Below are 15,798 nucleotides of genomic sequence, written 5' to 3'. Positions count from 1 at the left end.
ATCCCCGTCGAGGGGTGTCCCTCAGGTGTGTGCGGGGGCGGGAGATTCCCGGGTGCTGCGCAACCGCTGGAGTTGCGGGACGAGGGCGCTGATCAGGCCCAGTCCGGCCAGACAGGTGAGCCCGCCGACCACCAGGGCGGTGCCGGCCGTGCTCCCGGCCGCGACCAGCCCCGCGCGGAGGCCGCCGAGGTGTGGTCCGGCCGTGCCGACGATGTGTTCCAGCGCGGCGACCCGGCCACGGTGGGACTCCGGCGTACCCGACTGCACGATCGTTCCGCGTGACACGACGGACCAGGTGTCGGCGGCACCGGCCAGCGCCAGCAGGGCGAGCACCACCGGAAGCTGACCGCTCAGACCGACACCGGCCAGTGCCGCCCCCCACACCCCGGCGCAGCACAGCAGCACGAGGCCGGGGCGGTCCCGCCGGGTGATCGTTCCGGAGAGCGCGGAGGCGAGTACGCCGCCGACCGCCACCGCCGAGGTGAGCAGGCCGAGCACCTCCGGCGACCCGCCGAACTTCTCCTGGTTGATGACCGGGAAGAGGGCCATCGGCATGGCCAGTACCGTCGCGGCGAGGTCGACGAGGAAGGCGGCCCGGACCACCGGAGTGCGGGCGGCGTAGCGGATCCCCTCCCAGACGGCGGCGGCACCGGCCCGCCCGGTCCCCTCGGTCGGGGCGGTCGCAGGCAGCCCGGTGATCCCGATCAGGGCGGCGACGGCGGCGATCCCGTTGATCACGAAGCAGACCGTCGTCCCCCACCGGGCGGTGAGCAGACCCGCCAGGGCCGGGCCGAGGAGCACCGCCAACTGGAAGGAGAGGTGGTTGAGGGCCAGTCCGGCGGCCAGCCGGTCGGCGGGGAGCAGCCGTGCGACGAAGGTACGGCGGGCCGGGGTTCCCAGTGCGGAGAAGGCCGCCGCGACGGCAACCAGTACCAGCATGGCCCAGGTCCCGTCGGCCGGCCCGGCGGCCACGGCCGCCATCAGGAGGCTGGTCACGATCTGGCCCCAGGTGGTGGCCAGGGCCAGCCGCCGCCGGTCGACGTGGTCGACGAAGGCGCTGCCGAGCAGGGCGAAGACGATGAGCGGAGCGGCGGTGAAGAGGCCGATCAGCCCGACCGTCACCGGGTTGCGGGTGTGCTCCCAGACATAGAAGGTGACGGCGAAGACCCCCAGCTGGCCGCCGAGTCCGGAGGCTGTGGTGCCCAGCCAGAGACGACGGAAGGTGGGGTACTCGCGCAGCGGGCCGGTGTCGACCAGTGCGCCGGGAAGGCTCATCGCAGACGCCCGTCGAGGGCCTGGGCGAGGTTGTCGGCGAGGCGCTGGCGGAACGAGCGGGTCGCCAGCGCGGCGTTGATGTCCTCGACGACCCGACTCAGCGGATACGGCAGTTCCGCCTCCAGTTCCCGCACCGTGGCCTCGGTCGCCCGCCACTCCGCCTCCAGCAGCGGCAGCACCTCCCGGCCCCGGCTGCTCAGCCGGATCCGGCGGGTCCGACCGTCACCGCCCTCCGCGCTGTCGACGAACCCCGCCGCGCGCATCGCGGCGGCGGTCTGGCTCATCGCCGAGTGGGTCACCTCGACGGCGGTGGCCAGTTCCTGGATCGTCATCGACTCGTGCCGGGACAACTGGATCAGGGGACCGACGAACCGGGTGCGCAGCCCGGATATCCCCGCCTCGTCGTAGAGCGAGGCGATCTCCTGGTCCATCGCGTTCAGCATCTGCCACAGCGGGCGCCAGTGGCTGCTGTCGAGCAGGTCCCGGCTCTCTTCCCTCTTCTCGGCTTCGGTCACGCAGCCAACGTAACAGCACTTATATAAGTGCTGTCAAACCAATTGCGGCGCTCATCGCTGGGTGTCCTCCAGATAGCGCAGGACCGCGGTCACCCGCCGGTCCGCCCGGTCGTCCGGCGGCAGGTCCAGCTTGGCGAAAATGCTGCGGATGTGCTTGTGCACGGCACCCTCGGTGACGAACAGGCGCTCGGCGATGGCGCCGTTGCCCAGCCCCTCGGCCATCAACCCGAGCACGTCACGCTCGCGCAGGCTCAGCCGGCTCAGCGTGCTGTCGGGACGGCTGCGCGCCAGCAACTGGCCGACCACCTCCGGGTCGACCGCCGTACCGCCGTCGGCGACCCGGTGCAGCGCGGCCAGGAACTCGTCGACCCGGCCGACGCGTTCCTTCAACAGGTACCCCAACCGCACCGTGCCCCCGGCGAGCAACTCGGTGGCGAAGGTCTGCTCGACGTACGCCGACAGGACCAGCACGGCGAGACCCGGCTGACGGCGACGGGCCTCGACCGCGGCGACGATCCCCTCGTCGGTGTGCGTCGGCGGCATCCGGACGTCGACGATGGCGACGTCCGGGGCGTACGCGTCGACGGCCGCCAGGAACGCGCCCGGCGTGTCGGTGGTCGCGACCACGTCGAGCGACTCCGCCCGCAGCAGCAGCGCCAGACCCTCCCGCAGCAGGGGGTCGTCCTCGGCGATCACGATCCGCACGGCAGCTCCACCTCCATCGTCGTGGGCCCACCGACCGGGCTGGTGAGCCGGAACCGCCCGTCGTACGCCTCCACCCGCCGACGGATGCCGACGAGGCCGGACCCGTCGCGCTCCTCGGCACCGCCGTGGCCGTCGTCCGCCACCCGCAGCAGCAGCCGGGCGCCGGCCCGACGCACCGTGACGGTGGCGCTGGCCGCTCCGCTGTGCCGGGTCACGTTGGTCAGCGCCTCGGCCACCACGAAGTAGGCGGTGGCCTCGACCGAGGCGGCACAGCGGCCGGGCACCTCGACGTCGACCCGGCAGGGCACCCCGCAGCTCGCGGCGAGTCCACCGAGGGCACCGGCCAGCCCGCGATCGGCCAGGACCGGCGGGAGGATGCCGCGCACCACGCCACGCAACTCGGCCAGTGCCTGCTCGGCGGCGTCCTGCGCCCGCTCCAGCACGTCACCGGCGAAGACCGGATCCCGGGCCACCGCCCGCCGGGCGGCACCCAGCAGGACGGTGACCGCGACCAGCCGGTTCTGCGCACCGTCGTGCAGCGACCGCTCGATCCGGCGCAGCTCGACCGCGTGCGCGTCCAGCGCCGCCGCGCGGGTCGCGGTCAACTCCGCCACCCGCAGCGACAGGTCGGTGTCGGCGGGCGGCGCCAGCAGGCGACGTCCGGGCCACGCCTGGAGCCGCGCCATACCGGGGCCGAGGCCGACGACGACGGCCAGCCAGCCGACCCCGGTCAACCCGACGGCCAGCGCGTCCAGCAGCCCCTCGATCCGCCAGTACACCAGCCCGGGGCCACCGGCCTCGGCCGGCAGCAGCCAGAACCACAACGGGAAGGTCAGGCTCTGCACCGCGTACAGCGGCAGGCCCAGGCCGACCAGACCGATCACGAACCCGCCGGTGGCGTGCACCAGCAGCCAGGCGAGATCACGCCGTACGGCGCCATCCCGCAGGGCGGCCCGCGCTCCGGCCGGTACCGGCCCCGGACCGATGATCTCGGGGCCCCACCGGGACAGCCGGGCCCGCTCCCGATCGGCCACCGCCCGCACCACGCGCAGGGCCGACGGCACCAGCAGCAGTCCGACGCCGACCGGAACGGCCAGCACGACCGCGACCAGGTAGCTCAACCCGCCCAGCGCCAGCAACGCCGTGCCGAGCCCGCCGACCAGGTGCTCCAGGGCGTCGACCGAGTCCCGTGCCCGGTCCCGCAGATAGCGCCGGGCGGAGCGCCACCGGGCGCCGGCCGGGTCGTCGGTCGTCCTCATCCCACCTCCCGGCCAGACCCTAGGACACCCGAGGTCGTCGCCGCGAGGTGCCGAGCCGGGAAGTACAGCCTGCTGTACTCCGGTCGACGCGCTGGCGGGATCGTCGGCGGCCGGCGGTGTTCCTAGCGTGGGACGTACCGCCGAACCGACCGCACCGGAGGTACCCGATGGCCGACCCGTACCGAATCCCGCAGACGCCCGACCCGACCGTCCAGCCCGACCACGCCGCCGGCCGGAGGGTGCTCCGCCCACTGCTCTGGACGGTGCTGATCGTCAGCGCCGCCGCCAACGGGGTCTCCTCGATCACCGGTCTACCCGCGCTCGTGGGGATCGGCTTCGGCGTCGTCACCCTCGGCTGCGTCGCCGCCCTGGTCGTGCACCACTACCGACACCGCCGCTGACCGGCACGTCACCGCTCGGACCCCCGCAGTCGTGGCGTGGACGTTCTCCCGGTCCGGTTCCGCCCCGCACCTCTTCGGCGAGCGGCTGCGGGACTTCGCGCGGGACCTGCGCGCCCTGCTCCGGGAGGCGGCACCGGACGACCGTTTCGCCGAGCACCTTCCGCCGACCGACATCCAGACCTGGCGCAGGCCACGGGACTGAACCGAGCGGGTCGTCGCACCGGTCAGCCGCCGGTGGATGCCCGCCGGACCAGCCGCCAGTCGTCGCGGTGATCCGGTGCCGGGTCGCCGAGCGCGGCGGTGGCACAGGCGGTCCCCTGCGCGCGCAACGACTGGGCCACCGTGGTGAGCCCGTGTTCCCGGGCCACGGCCGAGTCGTCCCAGCCGCTGATCCGGACCGGGTCGGCCGCCTCGCGCAGCGCGGCGAGCGCCAGCCGGTCGCTCATCGCGGCGACGGCGTCGAGGTCGGGCGCGGCCGCGAGCAGGTGGCGCATCACCGACCGGGCTTCGGCCTCGTCGTTGGTGCGACACACGCCGACCGGCACCTCCGACCAGTCGATGCCGAGTTCCTCGGCGGCGTCACGGTATCCGGCCAGCCGGTCGCGGGTGACCGGGTATCCGACGGTGTCCGGCTCGACGCCACGGCGGACGAAGGTGTCGCGCTGCCGGTCGACCGGGAAACTCAGCACGGCCGGCCGTCGGGCGGTCGCGAACACCTCGGCACCCACCGCACGGGCGGCGCCGCGGTTGTCGATGCCCACCAGCGTCGTGCCGTCCCGCCGGGGACCGCCGTGCACGACGACCGGGCGGCGGGTGCCGCACGCGGCGGCGAGCGCCGGGTCGTCGTCGGTGGTCGTCCAGACGACGTAGGCGTCCACCGGGGCGGCGACCACCCGGCCGGCGTCCTCGTCGCCCGTTCCGGTCGGCACAATAAGCAGCCCGTAGCCGCGCTCGGCGCACACCTCGGCGATGCCGGCGAGGAAGGCGACCGCCTGCGGGTCGTCGAAGGCGTAGCTGAGGTGCTCGCCGAGCACGACGCCGAGGGTACGGGTGACGCCGTAGCGCAGCGACCGCGCGCTGGGGTCCGGTCCCGGGTACCCGAGGGCGGCGGCGGTGCGCAGCACCCTGCTCCGACTCTCCTCGGAGACCCGCTCGGGGCGGTTGTAGGTGTACGACACCGTCATCGGCGACACGCCTGCCGCCCGGGCCACGTCGGTCATCGTCACCCGGCGGGTGGTGGGCTGGCGCGGTTGCACCCCCGAATGATACCTGTGTAGCGTTACACAATGCCTGTCGTCTCCCCCCACCGGCAGCTCGTCACCGCCACCTACCTCAGCTCGACCGCCTTCGGCGCCTTCTGGGGCACCTGGGGTTCGGCCGTGCCACGCGTACGCGACCAGGCCGGCCTCGACGCCGGCCAACTCGGCACCGCGCTGCTGTTCATCAGCGCCGGTGCGCTGCCCGCGATGCTGCTGACCGGCCGGGCACTGGACCGCTGGGGGCTGCGTCCCACCGCCCTCCTGGTCGTCGCCCTGGGCGGGGCGGGAGTCGCGGCCGGCGTCACCGCGCACGGGTTCCCGAGCCTCTGCGCCGGGCTCGTCGCCGTGGGCATCGCCAGCGGCGCGGCCGACGTGGCGATGAACTCGGTCGGCGGGCGCGCCGAGCAACGCTCCGGGAGGCCGATCATCACCCGGGCCGGCGCGGTCTTCTCCACCGCCGTCGTCGCATCCAGCCTCGGCACCGGCGCGGCATTCGCCCACGGGGCGCCCACCTGGGTCCCCTTCGCGGGCGTACTGCTGCTGTCGGTGCTGGCCGGCGCCGGCATCCACCGCGCCCTGCCCCGCCACGTGTCGGCCCCGGAGCCGGGCGTGCCGGCCGGTGGCACCGGCAGCCGGCTGCCGGTCGTACCGCTGCTCCTCGTCGGCGTGCTCGGCGCGCTCGCCTTCGCCAGCGAGAACGCGCACCAGAGCTGGGGTGCGGTCTTCATGGCCGACGTCCTGGCCGCCGGACCCGGACTGAGCGCGACCGCCCCGGCCGCGTTCGCCGCCGTCGTGGCGGCGACCCGCTTCGCGGTCAGCACGCTGCCACCGACGTACGCCCGGCCGGTCCTCGTCCTCGGCGCCGTCGTCGCGGCCGGCGGCGCGGCACTCCTCGCGCACGCCCCGACCGTGCCCGTCGCGCTGGCCGGGCTGGTCCTCGCCGCCGCCGGGACCGCCGCGCTCTTCCCGACGCTGCTGAGCATCGTCTCGCGCAACGTCGTCGAATCCGCGCGCGGCCGCGCGACCTCGATCGTGACGGTCGTCTCCTACCTCGGCTTCCTACTGGGGCCGGTCTACGTCGGCCTGTGGGCGTCCGGGACCGGCCTGCGCGGCGCCATGGTGGCGGTGGCGGCGCTCGGCCTCGCCCTGGCCGCACTCACCCTTCCGCTGCTGGCGCTGAGCCGTTACGCGGTGACGCCCCGGCCATCTGTGCGGCACGCCGAGAGCGTCGCCGTGCCGTCGACCCACTCCCCGTGATCCGCCGGAGGGCACCGGGCCGCCCGGCCACGGTCAGGGCGTGCCGGCGGGCCGCGCCGCCGAGGTGAACGACCGGCGGTACTGGCCCGGACTCACCCCGACGACCTGCCGGAACCGTTCCCGGAACGCCGTCGCCGAGGCGAACCCGGCCAGCTCGCCGACCCGTTCCACCGGCTGGTCGCCGGTCTCCAGCAGAAGCTGCGCGTGCCGGACCCGCTGCCGGTTGAGCCACTGCATCGGGGTGGTGCCGGTCTGGTCGCGGAAGTGCCGGCTCAACGAGCGGGTACTCATCGACGCCCGCTCGGCGATGGCGGCCAGGGTCAGCGGGGCGTGCAGGTTGTCGGTCAGCCAGCCGAGCAGGGGCTGGAGGGAGATGCCGGTCGGGGCGGGTGGCTCGTGTGCGATGAACTGCGCCTGGCCACCGGCCCGTTCGAGCGGCATGACCGAGCTTCGGGCGGTCTGCGCGGCCACCGCGGCGCCGTGATCCCGGCGTACCAGGTGCAGGCAGAGGTCCAGTCCGGCGGCGGCACCCGCCGAGGTCAGCACCGACCCGTCGTCGACGAAGAGCACCTCCGGGTCGACCTCCACGGCGGGGTACCGGCGAGCCAGTTCGGTGGCGGCGGCCCAGTGCGTGGTGGCGCGACGGCCGTCGAGCAGGCCGGCGGCGGCCAGCAGGAAGGCGCCGGTACAGATCGAGACCACCCGGCCGGTCGCGGCGGTGAGCGCCGCGACCAGTCCGGGCGGGATCGGGGCGTCCACGTCGGCGACACCGGGGACGACGACCGTGTCGGCCTCGGCCAGCGCGGCCAACCCGTCCGGCACGCGGATGGCGACCGGTCCGGCCCGGACCTCGGCGGCGTCCGCGCAGACCCGCACCTGGTACGCCGGGCCGCCGTCGGCCAACCGGGCCCGGCCGAAGACCTCGATCGGCACGGAGAGGTCGAACGGAACCACGCCGTCGAAGGCGAGGATCACGACGCGATGCATCCGCCCATTCTGGCGCGAACCCGTCGGTGGCTGTCTCGGCAGCCACTGCCGCCAGCCGACCGGCCCGGCTACGTTCGGTGCCCATGACCGTCGTCGTACCGCTGTGCATCGGTGTTCTCTACGTCCTGCTGAACTCCCTGATCGCCGAGCCGCAGCGCCGCCGTTTCAACGCGGTCGTCGTCGCCGGAGCGGGCGCGGCCTACCTCAGCGGCGGCGGACTGGGGATCGGGGAGTTCGCCTTCACCGCCGTGCTCACCTACCTGGCCTATCGCGGGCTGGAGTCGTGGAGGTTCATCGGCGCCGCCTGGCTACTGCACACCGGCTGGGACATCGTGCACCACCTGCGCGGCGAGCCGATCATCCCGTCGGCTCACGACTCCTCGTTCGGCTGTGCGATCTGCGACCCGGTGATCGCGATCTGGTGCCTCGCGGGCGGCCCTTCCCTCTGGGGGTACGGCCGGGCGTGGCTCTCCGGCACGCTCCGGCCCGGTCGGCGGGAATCCGGGGAGTCGGCGTCCAGCCGCTTGTGAAAGTGGTGCTTCGCGGTCCCGTCCGGCATCTCCGGCGTACGGCCGACCTCCCGGTAGCCGTGCCGGCGGTAGAAGTCGGGTGCCTGGAAGGACATGGTGGCGACCACGACGCGGTCGCAGCCACGCCGCCGGATCTCGTCCTCGGCGGCGGCCAGCAGTCGTCCGCCGAGCCCCTTTCCGCGCTCTTCCACCGCCAGCCAGAGCGAGGTGATCCCGCCGCAGCCGCCCCAGGTCCAGCCGGTGATTCCGCCGAGCAGGGCACCGGCGTCGTCGGTGAGCCGGACGGCGAACGGCAGCTCGTCGTCCGAGACGATGGCGGCCCGGTTGAGCGCCTCCAGCTCGGCGGAGAGGAGCGTCGCCAGCTCGGGGTCGTCGCGCCCGACGGAGATCAGGGTCATCCTCACATCCTGCGTCATCCTGGCAGCGGAGCATCCGGTGTCGAGCCGATCTTTCCGGGAAGCCGGCCCAACGGCAGCACGGCAGGGTAGCCGCGCCGAGGCCGACGCCGACCGGTCAGGCGCAGACGGCCTGGTCCAGGAACGCGTCGACGGCGTCGTCGACGTCACCGGGGAACTCGGGCGTCAGCGCGATCGTGACCTGACGGCGCAGGTCCAATGTGGAGAACGACCAGGACTGGTAGGCCAGGGCGTCGCCGTCGTTGCCGTAGACACGTACCCCGCAGGAGGTGTCCCGCCAGGCCAGCCCGAGCCCGTACATCCTGCCGTCGGTACCCGGGGTCATCATCTCGTCGAGCAGGTGGTCCGGCAGGAGTCGACCGTCGAACAGGGCGGCGAAGAACCGGTTGAGGTCCCTGGTCGTGGAGATCAGTTCGCCTCCGGCGCCCATCACCGACGGGTTCATCTCGGTGTAGTCGAGCAGTTCGATCCCGTCGCGCTCCAGCGGCACGTAACCGCGTGGGTGCGGCCCGCGGATCCACGGCGACGTCCCCGGCATCTCCGTACCGCGCAACCGCAACGGTTCGATGATCCGGCGTTCGATCTCCGTACCGTACGACTGCCCGGTCACCGCCTCGACGATCTGGCCGAGCAGGAGGTAGCCGGTGTTCGAGTATCCGAAAGCCGAACCCGGCGGCTCGAAGGTCGGCGGGTGCACCATCGCCCGGGCGACGAGCTCGGCCGGATCCCAGCTCCGCCACCGGTTCTGCCCGAACTCCGGGTCCGGCGGCAACGGCAGCGTACGCAGGTAGTCGTACAGCCCGCTGGTGTGGTCGAGCAGCTGGCGCACGGTGCCGGCGTGATCCTCCGGGACGACTCCGGGCAGCCACTGCCGCACCGTGTCGTCCAGCCGCAGCCAACCCTCGTCGACGAGTTGCAGGACGACGGTGGCGAGGAGGGTCTTGGTGATGCTGCCCGCCCGGAACCGGCCGTCGACCGGGACCGTCCGGGTCGTACCCAGTGCGGCGAGGCCGCTGCCGCCCCGCCACACGCGGTGTCCGGCCCGTACCTCCGCCAGCGCGCCCACCGCGCCCGCGGCCACCACGTCGTCCAGCCGTCTCTGCAACCCGCCGCGCTCCCCCGCCGCCGGTGCGGCGGTGGCGGCGGGCGCGACCGCGACCGCCACCAGTACGGTTGTCGCGGTCACCAGCGACCGAAGCACTCGACTCATCCGCCCCCCTCTTCGTCACCGACGAGCCTGCCGAGGCGGGGTCTCCGGAGACATCCGGGAAGCCCCTGGTTCTCCCCCGGAGCCGAGCCGGGGTGACCGCTCCGCGCGGCGCGGCCAGGACGAGGCCCGCCCGGCGCCGAACACCCGTGGACCGGCCGTCAGGAGGCGCGACGGCCGATCGACGACGCGGGCGCCTGGTCGGGCCGCGACCGGTGCGGCACTGGCGCGGGGCGACCGGGGTCGGCCCCGGGCCGGCTGAGCCGTTCGCCGAGCACCAGCAGCAGGGCGACGACGCCGAGCAGGGCGCCGAGCAGCATGGTGCTCCGCACGCCGTGGCTCGGCAGCACGAGGCCGCCGAGGAAGGCACCGCCGGTGATGCCGACGTTGACGGCGGCGGAGACCGTGGCGGCGGCGAGGTCGGAGCGCCCGGGTGCCACCTGGAGGACGAGGCCGCCGAGCGCCGCGGTGAAGGCGGCGAAGGCGAGGCCGGCCAGCGCGAGCAGGCCGACGGCGACCGTCGGGCGATGGCCGGACGTGTGGAGCCCGAACAGTGCCACCGATTGCAGCGCCACGGTGGCGACCAGGGCGAGCCACGGGCTGTGGTCCACCACCGCTCCGATAACCAGGATGCCGAAGACGCTGGCGACGCCGCGCGCCAGCAGGACTGCCCCGACCGCCGAGGCGGAGAACCCGCTGACCTCGGTGACGAAGAGGGCGACGTAGGTGTAGCCGGCGATGGCACCGGCGGTCGCCAGGACGGCCACCGCCACCAGCAGCCAGAAGCGGCGGGCGTCGGGTGTCGCGCCACGGGCGGCGTGGCCCGCTTCGGGCGGCGTCGAGGGGAGCAGCGCGGCGACCACGACGAGCACGACCGCGCCGAGTCCGGACACCGCCAGGAACGAGGCCCGCCAGCCGGCGCGTTCGCCCAGCCAGGTGCCGGCGGGTACGCCCAGGACCAGCGCGACGGTGCCGCCGGCAAAGACGACCGCGACGACCCGCCCGCGCAGTCCGGGTCGGAACAGCTCGGCGGCGGCCGGCACGACCACCGCCCAGAACAGCGCATGGGTGAGCGCGGTCGCCATCCTGGCCGTCAGCAGCAGCGCGAACGTGCCGGCGAAGACGGTGATCGCGTTGCTGGCCACGAAGCCGGCCAGCAGCGCCGACAGCAGCCATCGGCGTGGGACCCTGCGGACCAGCGCCGTCAACGGGACCGAGGCGACCATCACCACCGCGCCGTACGCGGTGACGAGCGCACCCACCCGCGCCGGTGGGATCGCCAGGTCGGCGGCCATCGGGAGGAGCAGCCCGATCGGCAGCGCCTCGGCCGTGGTGTAGAGGAACGTCCCGCCGGACATGCCGATCAGCGCCCCCACCGCTCGCCCGTTCCCCATCCGACCCTCCGATTGTTACCAGCTAAATCGATTACGATGGCAACAGGCTAGTGGCGCTCCCGGGGTGGGTCAACTGGTAAAGTGGGTTTCGATGGAAACAGTCGAGGACGTCAGGCGGGTACGCCTGGTGGGCGGCAACCTCGCCCTGGACTTCGTCAACACCCGCACCGGGCCACCCGACGGACCACCGGACGACGACGTACTCACGGGCTATCCCGAGCTGGTCGCCTGGGGCGTGTACGCCGGCGCCCTCACCGAGGCGGAGGCGGCAGCGCTGGGCCGGCTGTCCCGCGCCGATCCGGACGGCGCCCGGGCCGCCCACACGCGCGCACTGCGCAGCCGCGGTTGCCTCGACGAGATCTTCCGGGCGCTGGCCGCCGACCGGAGCCCGAGCAGTTCCGCGCTGACCCTGCTCCGCGACGACGAGGCGGACGCGCTCGGCCACGCACGACTCGAACGCGCCAGCGGTTACACCTGGAGCTGGCGGGACGACAACACCCTCGCCCGACCCCTCCGGCCGGTGGTGCACGCGGCGGTCCAACTCCTCACCACCGGAACGCTGGACCGGATCAAGGGATGCGGCGGCTGTCGCTTCCTCTTCACCGACGAGAGCAAGAACCGCAGCCGCCGCTGGTGCAGCATGGACGACTGCGGAACCGCCGAGAAGATCCGACGCTACGTCACCGCCCGACGCACCCGCGCGACCCGCTGAGCGCCGACCGGCACCAGAGGGCCCGGCACCACGACGCGGCGGCCGGCGCGGTGACGACCGTCCCGAATGCGCCCGCCTGTCCAGACCGTACCGCCGGACCCGGGTCAGCGCCGGACGGCCGGGGCCGCAACCCGCTCACGACTACCGCTGCTGCCAGCGGGTAACCGCGGACCGAGGGCCCGTCGTCCCTCCTGGCGCCCCTGGTGGCCGTCCCGGGTAACCCGTGCGGGCGCGACACGAGCCGGACCAGGGTAGGCACGTTCGGCGGAGGGAGCGGTGATGCGGGACTGCGAGCCGGCGCACCGGGAGCGGCGCCTGGTCATCGTCGGTGGCGGGGAGCGCGCGGGTGAGCCGGGCAGCGGCATCCTGGAGCGCTTCGTCGACATGTCCGGAGGCGACCGGGCCAGGATCGCGGTGATCGCGACGGCGAGCACCGAGGGCGGGCCGCTGGAGGCGGAGTACGGCGAGATCTTCCAGACCCTCGGCGTCGACGATGTTCGCGGGCTCCGGCTGGAGAGCCGGGAACAGGCCAACGACGGCCGGGTCGTGGAGTTGCTCACCGACGCGACGAGTGTCTTCTTCACCGGTGGCGACCAGTGGCGGATCGCCGCGCTGCTGGGTGGAACACTCGTCGATTCGCTGCTGCACGCCCGGATCGAGGACGGCCTGGTGCTGGGCGGCACCAGTGCGGGAGCGGCGATGATGTCCAGCACGATGGTGCTCGGCGGCGACGGCGTGGAGGTCCGCACCGACAGCATCCGCACCGGCCCCGGCATGGAGTTCCTGCCCAGGGTGCTCATCGACATGCACTTCGCGCAACGCGGCCGACTCAACCGCCTGCTCAGCGCGGTCGCGCAGTTTCCGCACGAACTCGGCCTCGGCATCGACGAGAACACCGCCATCATCGTCGAGGGGAACCGGTTCGAGGTCGTCGGTGCCGGTTCGGTGACGGTGATCGACGCCGGACCGGCCGACGACATCCGGGTACCGACCGGACCCGACCGGCGGATCGCACTCACCGGCGCGCGCCTGCACGTACTGCCGGCCGGCTACACGTTCGAGTTGGTCGACCGGCGTCCGCAGATCGTCGCCATGGCCGGCGGCGCCCACGGACGGTAGGGGGCGAGGGTGGAGATCGTCAGCGTGCGCCGTTTGCGGGGACCGAACGTCTACCTGGACCGGCCGGTCCAGGTCGCCCGGGTACGGCTCGGACGGCTCACCGAGCGGGAGAGCCGGGAGTTCCCCGGTTTCGTCGACCGGCTGCTCGACGCCCTGCCGGGACTGGCCGAACACCACTGCGCGGCCGGCACGCCGGGCGGTTTCGTCGACCGGCTGCGGGACGGGACGTACTTCGGTCACGTCACCGAGCATGTCGCGATCGAGTTCTCCGAGCTGATCGGCCGGTCGGCGCCGTTCGGCCGTACCGTCTACGCCGGCAGCGCCGGGCAGTACGACATCGTGACGGAGTGTCCCGCCTTCGAACCGGTCGACTCCACCGTCCCCCGCGAACTCGTCGAACTCGCCGCCACCATGGTCGAAGAGCTGCTGGCCGGGTCGCCGGTACGCCCCGGGCGGCGGCTGAGCGCACTGCGGGACCGCCACGCCGACGAGATGCCGGGCCCGAGTACGGCGTCGATCATCGCGGCGGCGGTCCGGCGCGGCATCCCGGTGGAGCGGGTGGACCGGCTCAGCCTGCTGCAACTCGGACACGGCCGGCACCGCAGGCACGCCTGGGCGGCGATGAGCGACCGGACCAGCGCGACCGGTGTCGAGATCGCCGGTGACAAGGAGCTGAGCCGACGTCTGCTGGCCCGCTCCGGCATCCCGGTTCCGGCCGGCGGCGCGGCGAGCACGCCGGACGAGGCGCTGGAACTCCTCGCCGATCTCGGCGGTCCGGTGGTGCTGAAGTCCCGAAACGGCCACCAGGGCGAGCACGTCCACCTCGGACTCTGGACGCCCGAGGACGTGCGGGCGGCCTTCGCCGCCGCCGATGGCGACGTCGTGGTCGAGCGACAGGTCGACGGGGAGGACTACCGGGTGCTGGTGGTCGCCGGGCGGGTCGTCGCCGCGGCGGAACGGGTCCCGGCGCACGTCGTCGGCGACGGCCGGCACAGCGTGCGGGAACTGATCGACCTGTGCAACGCCCACCCCGACCGGGGCAACGGCCACAACAACGTGCTGACCCGGCTGCGGATCGACGACCTGGTGACCGGGTTGCTGGAGCGGCAGGGCTGGCATCTGGAGTCGGTACCGGAGGCCGGGCGCCGGGTGTGGCTGCGGCAGACCGCGAACCTCTCCACCGGGGGCAGCAGCGTCGACGTGACCGATCGGCTGCATCCGGACGTGGTCCGGCTCTGCGAACGCGTCGCGGCGATCGTCGGTCTCGACATCGCCGGGGTCGACCTGCGGCTCGCGGACATCTCGGCGCCGGTACCGCCGCTCGGCGACGGCGGCACCGGCGCGGTGATCGAGGTGAACGCGGTACCGGGGCTGCGGATGCACCTGGCACCGGTACGGGGGCAGCCCCGTGACGTCGGCGGGGCCATTGTGGACGCGCTCTTTCCCGACGGGTCCGACGGACGCATCCCGACGATCGCGGTCACCGGCACCAACGGCAAGACCACGGTCAGCCGGCTGGCCGCGCATCTGCTCGCCGGTGCCGGGCTGCGGGTGGGACTGACCTGTACCGACGGCGTCTATCTCGACGGTCGACTGGTGCAGCGCGCGGACGCCTCCGGCCCGCGTTCGGCACAGTCGGTGCTCGGGGACCCGACGGTGGAGGCGGCGGTGCTGGAGACGGCCCGGGGCGGCATCCTCCGGCAGGGCCTCGGGTACGACTGGACCGACGTCGGCGTGCTCACCAACGTCACCGCCGACCACCTCGGGCAGGACGGGCTGACCAGTGTCGAGGACATCCTGCACGTGAAGGCGCTGGTCGCCGAGCGGGTACGCGACGGCGGCGCACTGGTGCTCAACGCCGACGACCCGCTCGTGGTCGGGCTGCTCGGGCGGGCCCGGGTACGCGCCCCGCACAAGCGGCTGCTCTGGTTCAGCCTGGGCCGCGACAATCCACTGGTCCGCAGGCATGTCGCGGCCGGCGGGACCGCCTACGTCGCCGACGACGGCTGGCTGGTCGAGCTGACCGGTGCCCGGCGGCTCCCGCTGATTCCGGTCGCGGCCCTGCCCGGCGCGTTCGACGGGGCAGCCGAGCACGTGATCGCGAACGCTCTGGCGGCGAGCGCGGCGGTCCGGGCCCTCGACCTGCCGTCGACCGTACTGGCCCGGCAACTGCGCGCCCTCGATCCGGCGACCGTGAACCCGGGCCGGGGCCTGCTGCTGCGGCTGGGCGACGTACACCTGTTCGTCGACTACGCGCACAATCCGGTCGCCATCGCCGCCGTCACCCGGACCCTGCACCGGCTGTGGGGACGCCGACGGTGCGTCGCCGCGCTGACCCTGCCCGGGGACCGCCGCGACGACCTGCTGATCGAGTCGGCCGGAGTGGTCGCGGACGGCTACGACCGGGTGGTGGTCTATCCCGACGCCGACCTGCGGGGGCGGGCGCCCGGCGAGGTCTCGCGACTGCTCTGCCGGGAACTCGTGCTGCGCAATCCGGGCGTGCGCTGCGAGCAGGCGGGCGACGTCGCCGAGGCGTTGCAGGTGGCGGTCGACCTGGCCCGTCCCGGTGACGTGGTGCTGGTCGTCTACGAGAAGCTCGAACCGGTACTCGCGCTGCTGCGGTCGATGGGGGCCGTACCGGCGCCGCCGGTGCTGGCGGTCGACCCCGACGTCACCGCCGACGGGCTCACCGAACTCACGCCGGTGGCGGGTCGAACCGCCGGCACCTGACGCCGGGACGGCACGGCCGGCCGCAGCGCGGC

At 73.8% G+C, this 15,798-nt stretch carries 15 protein-coding genes and 1 pseudogene; 7 read left to right on the top strand and 9 right to left on the bottom strand.

Annotation, left to right across the window (positions count from 1 at the left end):
• Positions 1 to 21: 21 nt before the first annotated feature.
• The 4 genes from C6361_RS21855 to C6361_RS21840 are packed head-to-tail and all read right to left on the bottom strand — an operon-like array spanning position 22 to position 3,754.
• A complete protein-coding gene (locus C6361_RS21855; protein WP_107268839.1) occupies positions 22 to 1,275 on the bottom strand; it encodes an MFS transporter in 1,254 nt (417 codons plus the stop codon).
• Positions 1,272 to 1,790, bottom strand: coding sequence for a MarR family transcriptional regulator (locus tag C6361_RS21850; protein WP_199853044.1), 519 nt, complete (start codon positions 1,788 to 1,790; stop codon positions 1,272 to 1,274). The genes C6361_RS21855 and C6361_RS21850 overlap by 4 nt, the downstream gene beginning before the upstream one ends.
• Positions 1,791 to 1,841: 51 nt before the next feature.
• Positions 1,842 to 2,495, bottom strand: coding sequence for a response regulator transcription factor (locus C6361_RS21845; RefSeq protein ID WP_107258892.1), 654 nt, complete (start codon positions 2,493 to 2,495; stop codon positions 1,842 to 1,844).
• A complete protein-coding gene (locus C6361_RS21840; RefSeq protein WP_107268838.1) occupies positions 2,483 to 3,754 on the bottom strand; it encodes a sensor histidine kinase in 1,272 nt (423 codons plus the stop codon). Before C6361_RS21840 ends, C6361_RS21845 begins: the two co-directional genes overlap by 13 nt.
• Before the next feature lie 167 nt (positions 3,755 to 3,921).
• On the opposite strand from C6361_RS21840, the gene C6361_RS21835 reads away from it, so the two are divergent.
• Both C6361_RS21835 and C6361_RS37110 read left to right on the top strand, forming a co-directional pair.
• The gene (locus tag C6361_RS21835; protein WP_199853043.1) at positions 3,922 to 4,155 is read left to right on the top strand and encodes a hypothetical protein; all 234 of its coding nucleotides are present in this window, start codon (positions 3,922 to 3,924) and stop codon (positions 4,153 to 4,155) included.
• 31 nt (positions 4,156 to 4,186) lie between these two features.
• On the top strand, positions 4,187 to 4,357 hold the full coding sequence (locus tag C6361_RS37110) for a hypothetical protein (RefSeq protein WP_159079417.1): 171 nt from the start codon (positions 4,187 to 4,189) through the stop codon (positions 4,355 to 4,357).
• 22 nt (positions 4,358 to 4,379) lie between these two features.
• On the opposite strand, the gene C6361_RS21830 is transcribed toward C6361_RS37110, so the two are convergent.
• A complete protein-coding gene (locus C6361_RS21830; RefSeq protein WP_199853042.1) occupies positions 4,380 to 5,411 on the bottom strand; it encodes a LacI family DNA-binding transcriptional regulator in 1,032 nt (343 codons plus the stop codon).
• Between the two features lie 30 nt (positions 5,412 to 5,441).
• On the opposite strand from C6361_RS21830, the gene C6361_RS21825 reads away from it, so the two are divergent.
• Positions 5,442 to 6,671: an MFS transporter gene (locus C6361_RS21825; protein WP_107268837.1), complete on the top strand. Its 1,230-nt coding sequence runs from the start codon at positions 5,442 to 5,444 to the stop codon at positions 6,669 to 6,671.
• Positions 6,672 to 6,704: 33 nt separating this feature from the next.
• Here the strand turns inward: C6361_RS21825 and C6361_RS21820 are convergent, their stop codons facing one another.
• Entirely contained in the window at positions 6,705 to 7,658 is a 954-nt protein-coding gene (locus C6361_RS21820) for a GlxA family transcriptional regulator (protein ID WP_107268836.1), read from the bottom strand.
• Between the two features lie 83 nt (positions 7,659 to 7,741).
• On the opposite strand from C6361_RS21820, the pseudogene C6361_RS38275 reads away from it, so the two are divergent.
• A pseudogene (locus tag C6361_RS38275) lies at positions 7,742 to 8,041 on the top strand (DUF6010 family protein); the annotation flags it as partial.
• Here C6361_RS38275 and C6361_RS21810 read toward each other — a convergent pair.
• The 3 genes from C6361_RS21810 to C6361_RS21800 form a co-directional block, all read right to left on the bottom strand.
• Positions 8,029 to 8,586: an N-acetyltransferase gene (locus C6361_RS21810; protein ID WP_199853041.1), complete on the bottom strand. Its 558-nt coding sequence runs from the start codon at positions 8,584 to 8,586 to the stop codon at positions 8,029 to 8,031. The pseudogene C6361_RS38275 and the gene C6361_RS21810 overlap by 13 nt on opposite strands.
• 115 nt (positions 8,587 to 8,701) lie before the next feature.
• The gene (locus tag C6361_RS21805; protein ID WP_107268835.1) at positions 8,702 to 9,814 is read right to left on the bottom strand and encodes a serine hydrolase; all 1,113 of its coding nucleotides are present in this window, start codon (positions 9,812 to 9,814) and stop codon (positions 8,702 to 8,704) included.
• A 158-nt stretch (positions 9,815 to 9,972) separates the two neighbouring features.
• Positions 9,973 to 11,205: an MFS transporter gene (locus C6361_RS21800; protein ID WP_107268834.1), complete on the bottom strand. Its 1,233-nt coding sequence runs from the start codon at positions 11,203 to 11,205 to the stop codon at positions 9,973 to 9,975.
• A gap of 91 nt (positions 11,206 to 11,296) precedes the next feature.
• Here C6361_RS21800 and C6361_RS21795 point away from each other — a divergent pair, with 91 nt between their 5' ends.
• The 3 genes from C6361_RS21795 (at position 11,297) to cphA (ending at position 15,766) form a co-directional block, all read left to right on the top strand.
• On the top strand, positions 11,297 to 11,917 hold the full coding sequence (locus tag C6361_RS21795) for an ABATE domain-containing protein (RefSeq protein ID WP_159079416.1): 621 nt from the start codon (positions 11,297 to 11,299) through the stop codon (positions 11,915 to 11,917).
• A 279-nt stretch (positions 11,918 to 12,196) separates the two neighbouring features.
• Positions 12,197 to 13,036, top strand: coding sequence for a cyanophycinase (locus tag C6361_RS21790; protein ID WP_107268832.1), 840 nt, complete (start codon positions 12,197 to 12,199; stop codon positions 13,034 to 13,036).
• Between the two features lie 24 nt (positions 13,037 to 13,060).
• Positions 13,061 to 15,766, top strand: a complete 2,706-nt coding sequence (cphA, locus tag C6361_RS21785; RefSeq protein WP_234358939.1) for a cyanophycin synthetase — start codon at positions 13,061 to 13,063, stop codon at positions 15,764 to 15,766.
• Positions 15,767 to 15,798 lie beyond the last annotated feature (32 nt).

It is taken from the genome of Plantactinospora sp. BC1, assembly GCF_003030345.1.
Classification (GTDB): domain Bacteria; phylum Actinomycetota; class Actinomycetes; order Mycobacteriales; family Micromonosporaceae; genus Plantactinospora.
This window is presented reverse-complemented; position numbering and strand designations above follow the sequence as displayed.